Here is a 17,923-nt window from a genome sequence, read left to right as displayed (position 1 = left end):
CTATTATTCGTTATAATTATTCACAAGTAAAATATGCATTATATATTGATAACCAGCATATGCTTGCTACCGTCTTCTCCGGTAATTATTAAAAATACAGTTTTAGTTAAACTGCTTCCATTGCCCAACCATACATTCAAATTTTGCTTTCCGGTACTCCAATCTTCAGATATTTCAATATCTGAAGATGCATCAACTATCTTTTCGTCAACATCATAACATTTGAAATCAACTATACTGGATGTATTAAGTGTCACAAATATAGACTCCCCAATCGGCGGATTTTTTATATCAGAAATATCAGTTACCTCATATTGGGTAATGAAATAATTAGCACCTCCCATACTACCATCATAAGCTGTACAACTCACAGGAGCTAATTGGCTGGTAGTTACAGTAAAGGGCACATCTCCTCCACCGCCACTTCCGGCATTGCTGATTCTGACAATCAACATCAGTTTATTTCCCGATTCATCAGAGACTATTAAAAATACATCTTTACCGTTTGCAGCCTCTGTATAGATTGTTATGTCAGTTTCGCTTATTGGTTCAGTAACGCCATTGGCCTCTTGTTCATCTTCAAAGTAATAGCAAACTGAATTGCTCCAATTAAAAGGCATTTTTGCCACAGTAGCGACTGATGCAGGCTGTTTTATCTCAAAAATTCCTGTCACGCCATACTCTGACTTAAAGTAATCTGCATCGCCACCTGTATAAGACGTACAATCAATAGGATTATATGTTTGACCGTCTACCGCAGTAATGGCTAGTTCATCGCCACCGCCTTTCGTTTCTTTCTGAGTAAACTGAAGAACAAGATTAGACTGCTCATATTTATAAACCAAATCTTCACCGTCAATGATGGTCGCTTCCAAATTATCTTTGATATCTTCATATTGAGCACGTGAGAAGACAAGAACATATCCAACTCTTTCAGCCGGTTCGTACGAAGCAGGAGTATATTCGTCTACAATAAGTGTCGCTTTACCACCTTCACGTTCGCAACGCATCCATTCATTATAGCTGGCATCCATGATATACAAATCATTATTGTTGCTTCCTTTTTCAACGAATACTACCTCATAATCATCGTTCAATGTTTTAACAGTAAAAGGCACACGATTCTTAAGAGTCGTAGTACTGCCTCCGGTACCTGCCACTCCACCTGCGCTCTGAGTAAAAGTCTTTCCGTCCAAAGATACAGCCCAATCATACTTATTAGATGACGGAAGTGTCATTTCCAGTACACCCGGAGTCATACCATCATAAGAAACGTTGAAAGAATAGAATGCTTTTCCTTCTTCATCCGAGAACGTTATCACATTTTTATCTGAAGCCGGAACCGGATATTTTTCACGGTTATCATCTTCTATTATTTTCAAGCCACCACTTACTTTCTGATTAACCGGACCAACAAGAGAACCACCTTCGAGTTCCACCCATCCCGGCAGATTGGTAGCAGCAAAGCGGAAGTTTGCTTGCACACTAAATTTAGAAAAGTGTTGGTATCCTACTTTCAGTTCGTTAATCTCTACTCCTTCTTCATCGAATATTTTCAATTCATATCCTGCTGCCGAGCGCGTAACCTCACCGATCACAATAGTCTGACCACCCATTGTTAACTCCAACTTAGCCACACTTGCGTTATCGTTATTTTGGTTTTCATTAGTAGCCATGATTGTTACGGTTTGCGTTCCGGCAGTTCCGGATACTACAAACTCTTCCGTATCGTTGTTCTGAAACTTACACCAGATTGTTGATGATGCCAAACTCCAGTTAGTATTAGCCGTGAAAGTGAACTCTTTTTTCTCGCCTGCATTACAGACAATATTTTGTTTTTCCGGAAATATCGGAGTCACCGTATCATCATCATCGTCCGAACATGCCGTCAGGCAGAAAGTCATAAGTAAGCCAATGAAGAAGCAGCTCTTGCACAACATCTTCATGCAAGAATCTCCTAGTGGTTTTAAACTAAACTTTTTCATATCCATTTATATTTCTTGTTTTTTTAATATCCTTGTTCTTTTAATTTCTCCGCTTCTGCTTCGCTTATCCATTCGATCACATTGACAAACGTGCCAACCGTACCGTATGATGATCCATCTCTATTGTTCACGCTTAGCGTGACATACTGTAGGACGAAATTTTCGTTAGTACTGAAGTAAGAAGTATAAGCGGTAGGTTGATTCATCAGCAACTTGCCGTCACCGTAAATAGTTCCGAAAGCCGTTGCTGTAGATGCACAAAGCTGTTCATCCATTTCAACTAGGGGTTCTTGAACATCCTCACGGTTGAAAGTGATTTCCGTATCGTATCCGTCATAGTAAAGACCATGTATGGCAATGGTATTTTCTTTGCCTTCTACGATATCCGAAGTTACCAAACGCAATTCTAAATTGTTCAAATAACTTGCAAAATAAGTCGAACTGACAACACAATAACCTGTAAAGTTTTTAATGTCAAACGGACGGATTTTCTGCATTACAACTTTTGCTTCAGTTCCATAGAGTCCCCATTGTTCCGTTTCAGGAATTACCAGTCGCAATGCAAAACCCAGCGAATCATTAATTTCCAGATTATCATAAATACCTTGTACCTCTAAATTGGTACTCCTTTCTCCCGCCTTAATGGTAACGGTATTCGACAGAATTTTATAATGCTTACCTTCCACGGCATTACTTTCGCGATCAATTACTTCGACAGCGAAGGTCCGGTCGTGATCGGCAGCCACAGTAGCAGAGATCGGAACATTGAATATCTCATTCGTTTCTTGCACGGCATACGTATAAAGCGTGTCAGAAAACATAAGATAACTGGGTCCGTTGTATGCCACCTTGTCCTGATCGCATCCGGAAAGAGCTATCAGAGCAGCAACGGCTGCTATACATCCTAATAATAATTTCTTCATTATCATATGCTTTTAATCTATTTGTTACTTTCATTCGGTTGAACCTGCGAACCGGGAGCATCCAGTTCATGTTGCGGTATCGGCCATACAAATAATGGATCATCTGCTTCCACTTTCAAGCTGCTACCGTTAGCCAGTGACTGGTCTTGCGGCTTCCGTTCGAATCCTTTATGCCAACGTTTTAAATCATGGAGACGAAAACCTTCCATATAAAGTTCTTTCACACGCTCTGCTTCGATAACTTCCATTGCATTGGAAGCAGACAAAGCAGTAGAACCACCGTAAGTTGAATAACGTGCTGTACGGAGAGTCGTAATATCTTTTCCTGCACGACCATAGTCGGGTTGCGCTTGCTGCACATAAGCTTCAGCACGTATCAGATATTGTTCGGACAGACGAAGCACTTTAGGCATAGATACGTGAAGGATATTAGCTGCAATGAACTCATTATTACCGGCATACTTTATCAACAAAGGCCATGAAAGGCCATGACTAAAGCCGGTTTGCAAAGTTTGAAAAATGGTCTCCGGACGCAAATCGTTCGAATCATACAATCCGAACACCCAATTAGCCGGCACATAGTCCGGACGATAATTCACATGATTGTAATTCAAGAAAATTTGTCCCAGTTTGCCTCCATAAGAGTTTATGGTGAAACCAACTTTCCAAATAGCCTCCGTTGACATGTCGTCCGTCCACATATACTTATAATAGCTCACTCCAGAAGAAATAGTGCGAGTACAACTGGCCAACAGATAATATTCGCTATCAATAACCTTGCTGGAATACTTGATAGCTTCATCCCACTTTCTCATATAAAGAGCGACACGTGCCCGCAAAGCGTACACCGTGTATTCATTGAAATAAGTAGCATTATTAAATAAAGCTCCATCGACAGACGGATCATAATCTTTATCCAAAGCCAACAATTGGGCAGCCCGATCGAGATCCTCAAGAATAAACTCATAAGAGGCTTTCAGCGAAGCACGTTTCATTTCTTCATTGCCTTGATAATGCTTGGTGAGTATCACACCCAATTGATTGGCTGCATCTTCATCACTTTCATAAGCCTTGCAGAACATCTTCACCAATTCGGAATAGGCAATCGCACGGGCAAAATAAGCTTCACCGCAACACTGATCGAGCTTATACAAATCTTTATCATCGGTTGTGTTATTTCTCACTCTGTCTACGCGGTCGAGCATGAAGTTACAACGATTAATCACGTTGTACAGTCCAGCATAAACAGCCTCGATACTTGTATTAGTTGCCAGAATGTCTTTCCAGCGCCAAATATCTCCGAATGTATTCGTATTTCCATTTACCCCATACACAAGGTCTGCCTGCAGATCAGGAAGTATTGTCAAGTTCCCTGAGTACAGAGCACTACTTTTGAATGCATCGTAAATACCAATAACAGCCAGATTCACATCATCTACCGTCTGTATAGACTCATCGAATGGAATACCGTCTTCAGGCATCTTGTCCAAACAAGAAGCGGCAGAAAATGCCATGGCTGCCAACAGGATATATAATTTAAATTTCTTAATCATCTTTCTTTAAATATACTATTAGAATGAAACGTCAATACCCAAAGTAAACTGGCGTGAAGCCGGATATTGTGCTCTATACACATTAGTTGCTACTTCCGGATCGAGTCCGGTAAAACCTGTCCAGGTAAGCAAGTTCTGTCCCTGCAGATAAACACGCGCAGATGTGAAGAAATTAGTTTTCTTCAGCAGTGATTGCGGAAATGCATAAGCCAGTGTCAGGTTCTTCAGACGAAGGAATGAAGAGTTTTCAAGAAAGCGATCGTCAAGCTGAGCCGTCACTCCGTAACGGGGGATATCAGTGATGTCGCCCGGTTTTTTCCAACGATCGTACAATAATCTTTTCGATTGATTGTAGGCACTGTATAGTCCGTTGCTTTCTTCGAAGAAACGGTCATTGTTCATCACATATCGTTTTGCCATCCAGCTGAATTGCGCCGACAATGAAAGCCCCTTCCACATAAGGGATGTGCCGAAGCCGCCTACCCAAGGAGAATCAAACGATTTGCCGGTCATCACTTTGTCTTCTTCACGAAATTCTGTTGTCAGTTCTCCGTCGGCTGTGTACCACAAAGCATCGCCATTGGCCGGATTCACACCTGCATAACGGTTCATGAAATACTCACGTACGGAGTGTCCTACTACATATTTCAATCCAGTGGTAGAGTTTACATATTCTTCTACACCATTGTAAAGTTCTAAAAGTTTATTCTTATTGTAAGAAACGTTTGCGCTCAGATTCCAAGTGAAATCTTTGGTACGAATCACATCACCGTCAATCGCAATTTCCACACCGCGATTCATCATAGCGCCAATGTTGTCCCAACGATTGCCTACTCCGGTGATCGCATACGATTGAGGAACTAACATCAGCATATTAGTAGTCTTTTTATGATAAAAATCGACATTCACATTGACACGATTGTAAAGGCCAAAACTCACGCCAACATTGTTTGCCCAAGTCTGCTCCCAGCTCAATTCCTCATTTCCACTTTGTGAAGGATAGATACCAGCTTCATCATTATAGTTTGCATCTCCGGAAACAAGCGCAAGATGATCGTAATAAGGAATTTCCGAGTTACCGGAAGTACCTGTACTCAACTTAACCTGTGCGCTAGTAAGCCATTCTATGTCTTTGAGGAAAGCCTCGTTCTTGATGTTCCACATAAAACCCAGCGACCAAAACATACCCCAACGATGATCTGCACCGAAGCGGGAAGAAGCATCCGTACGTGCAGCAACTTCCGCATAATACAAATCTTTATAGTTGTACTCCCCACGGAAGAAAAAAGACAAATAAGAATAGGCACTATTACTATCCGGCCACGATGTAGCGCGAGTTCCGGTAAGCAGGTTGGTGAGGCGATCGTTATTCTGCCCCTGTGTAGATACCTGGAATCCGGAGGATTGATAATCTATCCCTTCCTGTCCCAGCAGAAAATTGAATGAATGATCATCATTCAAAGCCCACCGATAATTGGCTGTAAGAGTTTCACTCAGGCTAAGGATATCAGATGAGCTGCGCCCTGCTTTACCGGAGTTATTATTAATAATGTAACTCGGGAAAGACTGCATGAAAGCCGTAGAGTGTGAATAATCAGCACCAAACTGGCCACGAATAGTCAAGTTCTGAATCGGAGTGATCTCTGCAAATACAGTAGACAGCAATTTGTACTTTTTGTATGATACGGGATTATTCGCCATCCATTCTATCGGATTCTGCCCCGTTCCCGTCCAAGTTCCATCATTTTCGGAAGCCAAAGAACCGTCAGCATTATAAGGATTCCAGTAAGGTAACATAAAGCGTGAACCGGAAATAGGTGTATAAAGCGCCGGTTCTCCCTCTTCAGCCTGTGATATTTCTTCATAGGCCATCATTGTATTCGTGCCCACTTTCAGCCAGTTGCTGGCTTTCACTTCCGCATTGGCGCGCATATTGTAACGGCGGAAAGAAGAACTCTGCGCAATACCTTCCTGATCATAAAATCCTCCGGAAACATAGTAGTTCAGACGGTCGGTGGCACGATTGACAGAAAGTTCGTAACTCTGCAAAGGTGCACGATCGTTGAAAACTTCATCCAGCCAATTAACATTCGTGCGAGACAGTAGGTCGTAATCTTGTCCGGTGTCTAACCCGATTTCCTTTTCAAATTGGATACGTTCGGGAGTATTCATCACCACCCATTTGTCATTCGACGCCAATTGAGAAATACCCCATTGGGCACGCAACGTAACTTTCGCTTTATCTATTGCCAGTCCGCGCTTAGAAGTGATAACTACCACACCATTTGCCGCACGGGCTCCGTAGATAGAAGTCGACGAAGCATCCTTTAACACAGAGATTGATTCTATATCTCCCGGGCTAATTGTGTTAAAATCAGCACTGGAGATAGGTGTACCATCCAGTATAAACAGCGGAGAGGTGCCCGAATTGATAGAATTGGTACCACGAAGCTGGAACACAGCCGCCTTACTGGGTTCTCCCGAATTGGAGATTACCGTCAAACCCGGTGTCTGTCCCTGCAGTGACTGATCAAAACCTGCAGCAGGCACATTTTCTAATTTTTCCGCTTTAACAGTGGATACGGCACCAGCAATCGTCCCTTTTTTACGAGTTCCATACGCTACTACCACTACCTCATCTATTAAAGCAGCATCTGAAACCAGACGAACATTCAGTGTTCCGGTTTTGGCACTAACCGCATGTGCCTGTGATTGCATACCGATATAAGAGAACAGCAAAGTAGCACTTGCCGTACCCTTAATCTCAAGAGTGTAATTACCATCAATGTCGGTAATTACACCATTTGTAGTACCCTTCTCTAAAATAGACACACCAACCATCGGCTCATTATCTTCTGCCGAAACAACATGTCCTTTTACCTTATATCCACTCTGTGCAAAAAGCATAAGAGGAATATTCAGTAGAGCAAAGAGTACAAACAAGAGAATTGATTTTCTCATCTTTGATACTTGAATTTAAATTAATGAATTGATTTATTTTTACAGATTTATCTACAAAACGAAAACTTAGCATATTACGCTTCACGCATGAAACAGTAATATACTTCTCCCCTTGGAGCGACTTTGAAAAGTATACTTTTATCATCGTTCCAGGACAGACTATCAAATAGTCTATACAATATATAGAATAGGGAAATTAGCTTGGCTGATTTTTAATATTACGCCATATGTCTAAATAAATGTCTTGTGTCGCTGCAATACTAATAAAGTGTATGTCCATCTCTCTAAAATTATAGATATTAATAAGTGCTTATCGTTTGTTTAGGTGTAAATTGCCTATAAAATTCTTTAATTTGGCTACAAATATAATTATAATAGTTAAATAGAAAAAACAAAAAGTCTCATTTTTTATACCAAATTTCCTCAAATGTCTTTTTATTGCATAATTAACAAAATATTAATAAACAAATAGATATATCCCATATAAACCGTCAAAAATAAGACCATATTACTTTCCATTTGACATTCTTATTAGTTGCTTATGCAATAGTCATTAAAACGACATAAGACACCTCATTTTGAGGATTCAGAGTCAAAAGGGCAAAAATCCAAAACTATTTCCTATTTTTGTACCCACTATATATAAAAAGGTACAAGATGAACTACGGATTCGTAAAAGTAGCTGCAGCCGTGCCACACGTTAAAGTGGCCGACTGTAAATTCAATGTAGAGAGAATAGAAAGCCAAATCGCAATAGCTGAAGGTAAGGGTGTGCAAATCATAGTATTCCCGGAAATGAGTATTACCGGATATACTTGCGGTGACTTATTCGGACAGCAGATTTTGCTGGAAGAAGCAGAGATGGGGCTAATGCAGATACTCAATAATACCCGCCAACTGGACATCATCTCTATTGTCGGCATGCCGGTAGTAGTCAATTCAACCGTGATCAATGCCGCCGTAGTGATTCAAAAAGGAAAAGTACTAGGTGTTGCTGCCAAAACTTACCTCCCCAATTATAAGGAGTTCTACGAACAGCGCTGGTTTACTTCTGCCCTTCAACTGACAGAAGATACCGTACGCCTATGCGGACAAATCGTTCCCATAGGTGCCAACCTGCTGTTTGAAACTTCCGATACGACTTTTGGGATCGAAATTTGCGAAGACCTTTGGGCTACCATACCTCCCAGTTCCTCATTGGCTTTACAAGGAGCAGAAATTATTTTCAATATGTCTGCCGATAATGAAGGAATCGGAAAGCATCATTATCTCTGTTCTCTTATCAGTCAACAATCAGCACGTTGCATTGCAGGATACGTATTTTCTTCCTGTGGTTTCGGGGAGTCTACTACGGATGTAGTCTTTGCGGGAAACGGATTGATTTACGAAAACGGCTCATTACTGGCACGTAGCAAACGTTTCTGCATGGAGGAGCAACTGATCATTAGCGAAATCGACGTGGAACGCATACGGGCAGAACGTAGAATTAACACCACTTTTGCTGCCAGCCAGGGAAATCCAGGAGATAAAAAAGCAATCTCCGTCGCAACGGAGTTTGTTAATAGCAAAGAGCTTACTTTGACCCGAGACTTCAATTCACATCCTTTTGTCCCCCAAGGAGCAGAACTGGATGAGCATTGTGAAGAAGTATTCTCTATCCAAATAGCCGGCTTGGCACAACGACTGGTTCATACCAAAGCTAAAACAGCTGTAGTCGGTATTTCCGGCGGATTGGATTCAACACTGGCATTATTAGTCTGCGTGAAGACCTTCGACAAACTCGGTTTACCCCGCAAAGATATTCTGGGAGTTACAATGCCAGGCTTTGGAACGACTGACCGTACTTATAACAATGCCATTGATTTAATGAAATCATTGGGCATTTCTATCCGGGAAATCAGTATTCAAGATGCCTGTATCCAGCATTTCAAAGATATCGATCATGATATCAATGTACATGATGTCACCTATGAGAACTCTCAGGCACGCGAACGCACACAGATATTAATGGATATCGCTAACCAAACTTGGGGAATGGTAGTGGGTACGGGTGACTTGTCAGAACTTGCACTCGGATGGGCTACGTACAATGGAGATCACATGTCTATGTACGGTGTCAATGGAAGTATTCCCAAAACACTTGTGAAGTATCTAGTGCAATGGGTAGCGGAAAATGATATGGATGAGGACGCTAAAGCGACTTTACTGGATATTGTAGATACTCCTATCAGTCCCGAATTAATTCCAGCTGACGAAAACGGGGAAATCAAACAGAAGACCGAAGACTTGGTAGGGCCTTATGAACTGCATGACTTTTTCCTCTATTACTTCCTGCGTTTTGGTTTCCGTCCTTCCAAGATTTACTATCTGGCTAATATAGCTTTCAAGGATGTATATGACAAAGAAACAATAAAGAAATGGCTATCTACTTTCTTCCGACGTTTCTTTAATCAGCAGTTCAAGCGCTCCTGTCTGCCCGATGGTCCGAAGGTAGGTAGTATTTCCATCAGTCCCAGAGGTGACTGGCGAATGCCAAGTGATGCAAGTTCAACTATCTGGCTTAAAGAAATAGAAGATTTATAATCTCTTTGATCTTTCTTCTGTGACATTTTTGTATTTATCTTAAGTATTATACGGGGTAAAACAGAAATGTCACATAACTGTGTATCAATCATACAGAACATACGGTCAATTGCACTATTGTAATACTTCTCTTTTAATACGTTCTATATCAGCCTTCTCAATAGTGCGAATGATATTTTTATAAATACGATGAAAACCGAAACCTCCTTCGGTCATTTCCTGAATAGCTTTTTGCTTTGACACTCCTTGAAATACAATACGATACATAGCACATACTGCGCCTGTCCTATCAGAACCGTGATGACAATGAAAGACGATTGGCCCTTTGCGGTTCTTGATAATGCGCAATGCATTGATCAATTGATCTTCACTGACTGAATGCGCTTTCATTTTTAGCCGATAAAGCTTAATCTTTGTTCCTGCCGCCTCATCATCGTCACTATGCCTGTTGCGAAGATTCAGCACTTCACGAATACCGTATTTCTCCAAAGCCTTAAAGTCAGCATCCGATGGTTGCTCCGAACGATATACACCTGAGTCTATCTGATACAAATTAGTCAGTTTACTATCGGGAACAGTTATCTTTTCAGCGTTTATGTTTTGACCATAAACCGAAAAAGACATCACTATCCCGATAAATAAACCAAGCCAAATTCGTTTGTTATTGATTATCATATAGCAATCCTATGAGATTATATAATATGATGAGGTAAATTATAGTACTCCTTTGCTCGAAGGAAGCTCAAAATGATAGATATCTCTTTTCAATGCCATTTTCAGGGCACGTGCAAGCGCTTTAAAGATACCTTCTATCTTGTGATGCTCATTCTGTCCTTCAGCCTTGATGTTCAGATTCATTTTTGCAGCATCACTCAATGATTTAAAGAAATGCAGGAACATCTCCGTCGGCATCTCCCCTATTTTTTCACGATTGAACTCTGCATCCCATACTAACCAAGGACGACCTCCGAAATCAAGGCAAACCTGACAAAGGCAATCATCCATAGGCAAAGCATAACCATAACGTTCGATTCCGCGCTTACTGCCCAAAGCCTGATAAATACATTCTCCCAAAGCGATGGCAGTATCCTCAATGGTGTGATGTTCATCCACTTCCAGGTCGCCTTTTACCCGAATGGTCAGATCCATTCCGGAATGCTTGCCTATTTGTTCAAGCATATGATCGAAGAAGCCAAGACCGGTAGAAATATCACAGCCTCCATTTCCATCAAGATTGAGAGACACATAAATATCAGTCTCCTTCGTTGTACGGCGAACTTCTGCTTTCCGCTCACCGGCAAAAAGAAACTCTGCCACCTGATCCCAGTCTGTTGTTGCAAGTGCACAAACTTCTTCCAGACCTTTCTCTTTCAAATCATCTGTTGCTTCTTGCAGATAAATAGCACGGCAACCAAGATTCTTTGCCAGCTCCACATCAGTAGGACGATCACCGATTACAAAGCTTTCCGCAAGATCATATTCCGGATTATCAATATACTTCGTCAACATTCCTGTACGCGGTTTGCGAGTCGGCGCATTATCTTCCGGAAAACTACGGTCGATCAGAATATCATCAAAGGTAATGCCTTCTCCGGCCAATGTTTTCAGCATCAAGTTGTGAGCAGGCCAGAAAGTGTCTTCCGGAAACGAAGATGTACCCAGCCCGTCCTGATTGGTAACCATCACAAATTCAAAATCAAGCTTGCTACGGATAAAGCCCAAATTACGGAAGACTCTCGGATAAAATTCCAGCTTTTCCAGTGAATCAAGCTGATAATCAATGGGAGGTTCAATGACCAATGTCCCGTCCCTATCTATAAACAATATTTTCTTCTTCATATACTATCCTTGATATTTTTTGAGGGCAGCAAGTAACGTATTATTCTCCACTCTGGTACCCACCGTCACACGCAGACAGTTGCAACAAAGCGAAATGGAATGACGGTTGCGCACTATGATCCCTTCACCTACCAAATAATTGTAAATCTTCACCGCATCCGTTACTTTCGCCAAGAAGAAGTTGGAATCGGACGGGTACATTCGGACTGTACAAGATAATTTCGCAAATTCTTCTTCCAGATAGTCGCGTTCTTCCTTCAATGTTTTTATCCAGCGTTCTATTTCATAATATTTATGCAGCATAGCAATAGCCTGCTGCTGTGTCAGCTGATTCACATTATAAGGATACTTGATTTTACTCAGGATTCCGATAATTGCTTCGGATGCAAAAGCCATACCCAAACGGATAGCAGCACATCCCCAAGCTTTGGAGAAAGTCTGAAAAACAACCAGATTCGGATATTTATCCAGCTCTTCGAGGAAAGAAGGTGCTTCGGAGAAATCATTATACGCTTCATCCAATATGACCAATCCTTCAAATTCGCGGAGTATTTTTTCTATTTCAGAACGTAGCAGGTCGTTTCCCGTCGGGTTATTAGGTGAACACAGGAAAATGAGTTTCGTACGCTCATCTGTAGCTGCAAGAAGCTTTTCTGCTGAGAACTGGAAGTTTTCGTCCAACAAAACTTTCCGGTACTCCACATTATTCACATCGGCACAGACCTGATACATACCGTAAGTCGGATCGATAGCAACTACGTTATCTTTTTCCGGTTCGCAGAATGCACGAAACACCAGATCAATCGCCTCATCACTGCCGTTTCCTAAAAAGATATGCTGGGGAGAAACCTTTTTAATTTTAGACAACAGTGTTTTCAGTTCCCACTGCATGGGGTCCGGATAGCGGTTGTGAGGCAGGTTATAAGGATTCTCATTCGCATCCAGAAAAACGGAAGCCACAGCGCCTTTATATTCATCACGAGCCGAAGAATAAGGCTTTAGTTTCCATATATTCGGCCGGGTAAGTTCTTGTAATGTTTTCATTTCAATGTATTTAATCGTACTGTAACTGCATTCTTATGAGCATCCAGAAGTTCGTTGGCTGCCATTTCTTCAATAGCCGGCCCGATAACTTTCATGCCTTGAGGAAGAATTTCCTGAAACGTGATTTTCCGGATAAAGCTGTCCAGGCTCACGCCGCTGTATGCTTTCGCATAACCATTAGTCGGCAGCGTATGGTTGGTTCCGGAAGCATAATCCCCTGCACTTTCCGGCGTCAATGAGCCAAGGAAGACGGAACCGGCATTTATTACACGTTCAGCAACTTCCAGATAATTTTCAGTCTCTACAATCAGATGTTCGGGTGCGTATGCATTCGTCAACTCTAACGCTTCATCCATGTCCTTCACCAAAATCAGTTTACTGTTTTCCAGAGATTTCGCAGCAATTTCCCGTCGAGGAAGCTTTGCCAGTTGGCGGTTTACTTCTTCCATTACTTCTGCCTGAAGCTTTTCAGAGGTTGTTATCAACATCGCCTGACTGTCCACTCCGTGTTCTGCCTGCGACAGTAAATCTGCCGCAACAAACACCGGATTAGCAGATGCATCAGCCAGCACTTCCACTTCGGAAGGACCTGCCGGCATGTCGATGGCTACATCCCGAAGACTTACCAACTGCTTGGCAGCCGTCACATATTGATTTCCAGGGCCAAAGATTTTGTAGACTTTAGGAACACTCTCGGTTCCATATGCCATAGCAGCGATAGCTTGCACTCCTCCCGCTTTGAATATCTTACTGACACCTGCCAGTTGAGCGGCAAAGAGAATAGCCGGATGAATATTTCCGTTTTTATCGGGAGGGGTACAAAGCACAATTTCCCTGCATCCCGCAATTTTTGCGGGAACAGCCAACATCAATACCGTAGAGAAAAGCGGAGCCGTTCCACCGGGAATATAAAGCCCCACCTTTTCGATACCTACCGCCTTTTGCCAGCAAGTTACTCCTTCCATTGTTTCTACCTTTTTGCCAACGAAGCGTTGGGAAGAGTGGAAAGTTTCAATATTCCGTTTAGCCAGCGTAATGGCAGATTTCAACTCGTCGCTGATCAGTCCTTCGGCTTTCTGTATTTCTTCGGAAGTCACAGTGAGAGCAGACAAAGTCACCTTATCAAAAGCCGCCTCATATTCCAAAACAGCTTTATCACCTTCCGCTCTTACCTTATTTATAATAGTACGAACTGTATCGAACAAGCTCTCCGTATTCAAAGCCGGACGCTTCAGAAGTTCTGCCCATTGTTCTTTGGAGGGATATTTGATTAGTTTCATCATTCAAACTTATTAGACTATCATTTTTTCAATCGGCAACACCAAAATACCTTCAGCACCCAGTCCCTTCAATTTGCCAATGATTTCCCAAAAACGCTTTTCATCTAGTACAGTATGAACAGAGCACCAGCCTTCTTGTGCCAATGGCATAATAGTAGGGCTCTTCATACCAGGTAACACGGCAATTATTTCTTCCAGTTTATCCTTCGGAGCATTCATCAGCACGTATTTCTTGTCTTCGGCAGTCTTTACTGCATTCATTCGGAACAAAAGTTCTTCCAGTACTTCTTTCTTCTCATCGCTCATGTTTTTGTTGCCAATCAACAGCGCTTCGGATTTCATCACTACCTCCACTTCCTTCAAGCGGTTGCTTACCAAAGTAGATCCTGAACTTACGATATCAAAGATAGCATCTGCCAGTCCAATGCCCGGAGATACTTCTACCGAACCGGTAATGACATGTATCTCTGCATTTACTCCGTTCTTCTTCAGGAAGTTTCTCAAAATGACCGGATAAGAAGTAGCTATTTTCTTCCCATTGAACCATGACAATCCCGGATATTCAATGTCTTTCGGCATTGCCAAAGACAAACGACATTTGCTGAATCCCAATCGTTTGATGATTTCAGCATCTTCCTCTTTTTCCATAAATTCATTCTCACCGACAATTCCCAAATCAGCTACACCGGTAGCTACTGTTTGCGGGATATCATCGTCACGAAGAAATAAAACTTCGATAGGAAAATTGGAAGACTGCACCAACAAAGTACGCTTCGTTGTACTGATTTTAATATCCGACTCTCCTAAAAGTGCCATTGTCTCTTCGAAGAGACGTCCTTTGGCTTGTACTGCGATTCTTAACATGATTTTATTTATTATTTTATGATTTACAATTCGAACAATTCAGAAATAAAAAAAGGCTTACCGTATTCGGTAAGCCTTCGTTATCTTTATAGAGTTATACACACTATCAATCACGCCCACCGAGTTATTCGTTAGGAAAATGATGATGATGATGTGCAACTGTATATTTCATATTTCTTTTATTTAATGCGACAAAAGTAAAGCATTTGTTTGATACTTCCAAACATTTATCACAAAAAGTTCAGTTTTTATTTCAAATTAAAGGCAATATCTCTTCTGGCTCTACATCACACTTATCAAAGTGCATTTCATCTTTCGACTTTTCGTGCGAGAACGTAAAGTACGTACAAACCGCTTCGGTACATACTTCGCCATCCTTATTATATAACTTAGCTTCAATAATTACAATATTTCGCTTGACTTCCTTAATAGAAGCACGCAACACAATATGGGAATCAGTAGTACTGACCGGCTTGCGGTAACGAGTCTCCATTTTTGAAGTTACTCCCGTTGTCTGTAATTTACGAAGTATCACCCAAGCGCAAATTTCATCCATGAGAACAGCCTGAATACCACCGTGCAAGGTATTGATCCATCCCTGATATTCAGGACGGGGTTTCCAGATACTTACCACTTCGTCGCCATCTTCATAAAACTCCATCTTTATTCCGGCTTCATTATTAGGGGCGCAACCAAAGCAATTGTACCCTTCCAGACCTTTCCAGGGATTTATTATTTTCTTCATAATCTATGACTTCTATTTAAGTTTCACTTCCCAAATATAAGCAAAATATAAAAAAGAAGAACAATTTTCCACGATTTACTTTCGGATGCAACGAATGGCGTAAGCTTTGTCTAACCCGGTGTTTCCCTCTGCTATTTCGTTTTTATCACTTCTCAACAAGAATATTTTCTCATCCGCATCTGTCCCTGCTTCATTCAAAGTCCAATAAGAAAGATATTTTCCTTCATAGGCAGACTGAAACTTACCGGCATACATTCCTACCGGATATCCATCAAAACCCGTGAGATTGGTAGCAGTTCCTACTATTGCACCGGCACCGGTACTTATTGCTTTCCATGTCCCGGTTTTCAACAAAGAGGCATCATTACTCAAATAAGTTTTCAGCATATTCCAATCATTCCAATCAGGCATATTCCACCCCACAGGAAGCAGCTTATTACTGACAATTGTTCCAAAACTATAAAAATAATAACTCTTATCTGTTTGAGACAATAGATAACCTGTCGCTCCGGCATTCATAATCTCCAGTTTCGGAATTTCTTCTCCATCTATATATAATGATGTTTTCAGATTACTTCCCATCCAATACTGCGTACCAATTTTCACTATCGGGTAATTGTGAATACTACTCCCACGCACATCACGCATTATATCTTTCATGGCCAATACGGGCAACATTTCTTCAGGCATAGACAATGCTATTTGTCCGTCAGGCAAAATATACACCTTACTTCGGGCAGCCTGATTTCCAGGAGTATATTTCAATGAATGTTCTTTCAAATCCCACGCTACAGTTCCGCCGTGCACTTTATCTGCATGTCCGACCAATTGTACTACCGTTCCCTTGGATAAGTCAACCGCATGGTTATCTTTCATCGGATAAACGACAATTGCCTGTGAAGAAAAATCAGGCGTCACTAGATATTCTTTACATATTTCTGCTACCTGCTGCCCAGCACTCAACACTTTATACACCTTCGAATCGTCAAATACCAATTTTGACACATCCACATAATTGTGGAAAACTTCGGACCCGGACTGCCCTGTATTTCCATCTTCCCAACTATTGATTTCTCCTTCGACTTTACTTATCAAAACATCTTCGGTCGGGATGAAGGAAATCGCCAGCTCACTCTGCTTACCACTCTGCAACTGCAATGAAGAGGGCAATGGGCTGGTATATATCTTACCTCCAACATCCAATACGATATATTGATAGCCCAAAGTGGTTTCTTGCGGAATAAGGATCACTTCTTTTCCGCTCAACCGATCTCCCTGTATCTCCCATTTTCCGGCAGGAGTAATGCTTTTCTCATTAGAAAAAGCGGAATAAGTTTCTTTTTGGAAATCATAAATCGCCTTAGTATAAAAACCACAAACAGAAAGTTTTGGGTCAGCATCCAGTATACCCTGCAATTCTTCACCTTCCTTTCCTACCAAAGCGATTTTTAATTTGAAAAATTTGTGATCATAGTGCAGGGCGATGGCTCCTTTAGGAGCTGATTGCAGATTTTGAGAAGCAACCAGAAAATCAGAGCAGAAATAGCCGGCAGAAAGATTTTGATCTGTTTCTACCGCCACCGACATCGTACTTTCTCCCATATTCACTCCCTCTTCCTGATAAGGATAATAACTGATCAAACGTAATGTTACCTCATCATCAGGATAATAAATCGGCTCACTGGACTCAAAAACTTTTTCGGAAGTACGAAAGAAACGCAAATTATCCGCATAACGTTCTTCCTTCATGGTGGAGGACCCTACAAGGGCAAATACTCCCACTTCATCATTCTCTTCAAAGCCATTGCCAGCAACACGTGTATATGTCACTTCATGAATATCAGCAGTAAATTTCAATGGAATATCTCCATTGCTGACTGCAGCCTTCTCTCCCGGAATATGATTTACACATGCTAATACAAAAAAAGAAGAAAAAAGGCACACAGCGATTCCTTTTTCCATTCTAAACAAAATATTCATGTCCTCTTTATTTAAATATAAATAATAAGAAATCTTTGATTGGGCAGAAAGAAGGACATAAGAGGAAGTATTCACTTTCAGTTATGAGATTCCACACAACACGTCTGTTGCGACTGGAGAATCATCAACTCCAACATTTCATTCTGAAATGCCAAAAGCAAAAGTA

12 protein-coding genes are annotated in these 17,923 nt (G+C 41.4%); 1 reads left to right on the top strand and 11 read right to left on the bottom strand.

From position 1 onward, the window contains the following. Positions 1 to 38 precede the first annotated feature (38 nt). Genes BT_RS01030 through BT_RS01015 form a run of 4 tightly spaced genes read right to left on the bottom strand, consistent with a single transcriptional unit; the run spans position 39 to position 7,422 of the window. Entirely contained in the window at positions 39 to 1,991 is a 1,953-nt protein-coding gene (locus tag BT_RS01030) for a DUF5003 domain-containing protein (RefSeq protein WP_008766222.1), read from the bottom strand. A gap of 17 nt (positions 1,992 to 2,008) precedes the next feature. Further along, entirely contained in the window at positions 2,009 to 2,908 is a 900-nt protein-coding gene (locus tag BT_RS01025; RefSeq protein ID WP_011107167.1) for a DUF4984 domain-containing protein, read from the bottom strand. 17 nt (positions 2,909 to 2,925) lie between these two features. Then, positions 2,926 to 4,461, bottom strand: coding sequence for a RagB/SusD family nutrient uptake outer membrane protein (locus BT_RS01020; RefSeq protein ID WP_011107166.1), 1,536 nt, complete (start codon positions 4,459 to 4,461; stop codon positions 2,926 to 2,928). A gap of 18 nt (positions 4,462 to 4,479) precedes the next feature. Further along, positions 4,480 to 7,422, bottom strand: a complete 2,943-nt coding sequence (locus tag BT_RS01015; protein WP_011107165.1) for a SusC/RagA family TonB-linked outer membrane protein — start codon at positions 7,420 to 7,422, stop codon at positions 4,480 to 4,482. A 657-nt stretch (positions 7,423 to 8,079) separates the two neighbouring features. On the opposite strand from BT_RS01015, the gene BT_RS01010 reads away from it, so the two are divergent. Next, positions 8,080 to 10,005 (top strand): NAD(+) synthase, encoded by a 1,926-nt coding sequence (locus BT_RS01010; RefSeq protein ID WP_011107164.1) that lies wholly within the window; start codon positions 8,080 to 8,082, stop codon positions 10,003 to 10,005. A 114-nt stretch (positions 10,006 to 10,119) separates the two neighbouring features. On the opposite strand, the gene BT_RS01005 is transcribed toward BT_RS01010, so the two are convergent. The 7 genes from BT_RS01005 to BT_RS00975 form a co-directional block, all read right to left on the bottom strand. Then, positions 10,120 to 10,680 carry a dual specificity protein phosphatase family protein gene (locus BT_RS01005; protein WP_008766229.1) on the bottom strand — a complete coding sequence of 187 codons (561 nt, stop codon included), beginning with the start codon at positions 10,678 to 10,680 and terminating at the stop codon, positions 10,120 to 10,122. A 39-nt stretch (positions 10,681 to 10,719) separates the two neighbouring features. Continuing rightward, a complete protein-coding gene (gene hisB, locus BT_RS01000) occupies positions 10,720 to 11,844 on the bottom strand; it encodes a bifunctional histidinol-phosphatase/imidazoleglycerol-phosphate dehydratase HisB (protein ID WP_008766230.1) in 1,125 nt (374 codons plus the stop codon). 3 nt (positions 11,845 to 11,847) lie between these two features. Next, on the bottom strand, positions 11,848 to 12,888 hold the full coding sequence (gene hisC / locus BT_RS00995; protein ID WP_008766231.1) for a histidinol-phosphate transaminase: 1,041 nt from the start codon (positions 12,886 to 12,888) through the stop codon (positions 11,848 to 11,850). Further along, complete coding sequence (hisD, locus tag BT_RS00990; RefSeq protein WP_008766232.1) at positions 12,885 to 14,168, bottom strand: histidinol dehydrogenase; 1,284 nt, start codon at positions 14,166 to 14,168, stop codon at positions 12,885 to 12,887. The genes hisC and hisD overlap by 4 nt, the downstream gene beginning before the upstream one ends. Positions 14,169 to 14,180: 12 nt before the next feature. Then, positions 14,181 to 15,032 (bottom strand): ATP phosphoribosyltransferase, encoded by an 852-nt coding sequence (gene hisG / locus BT_RS00985; RefSeq protein ID WP_008760516.1) that lies wholly within the window; start codon positions 15,030 to 15,032, stop codon positions 14,181 to 14,183. Positions 15,033 to 15,285: 253 nt separating this feature from the next. Next, positions 15,286 to 15,777: a PaaI family thioesterase gene (locus BT_RS00980; protein WP_008766233.1), complete on the bottom strand. Its 492-nt coding sequence runs from the start codon at positions 15,775 to 15,777 to the stop codon at positions 15,286 to 15,288. A gap of 75 nt (positions 15,778 to 15,852) precedes the next feature. Beyond that, a complete protein-coding gene (locus tag BT_RS00975) occupies positions 15,853 to 17,757 on the bottom strand; it encodes a fimbrillin family protein (RefSeq protein ID WP_008760514.1) in 1,905 nt (634 codons plus the stop codon). Positions 17,758 to 17,923: the final 166 nt, after the last annotated feature.

This window comes from Bacteroides thetaiotaomicron VPI-5482 (assembly GCF_000011065.1).
GTDB lineage: Bacteria > Bacteroidota > Bacteroidia > Bacteroidales > Bacteroidaceae > Bacteroides > Bacteroides thetaiotaomicron.
This window is presented reverse-complemented; position numbering and strand designations above follow the sequence as displayed.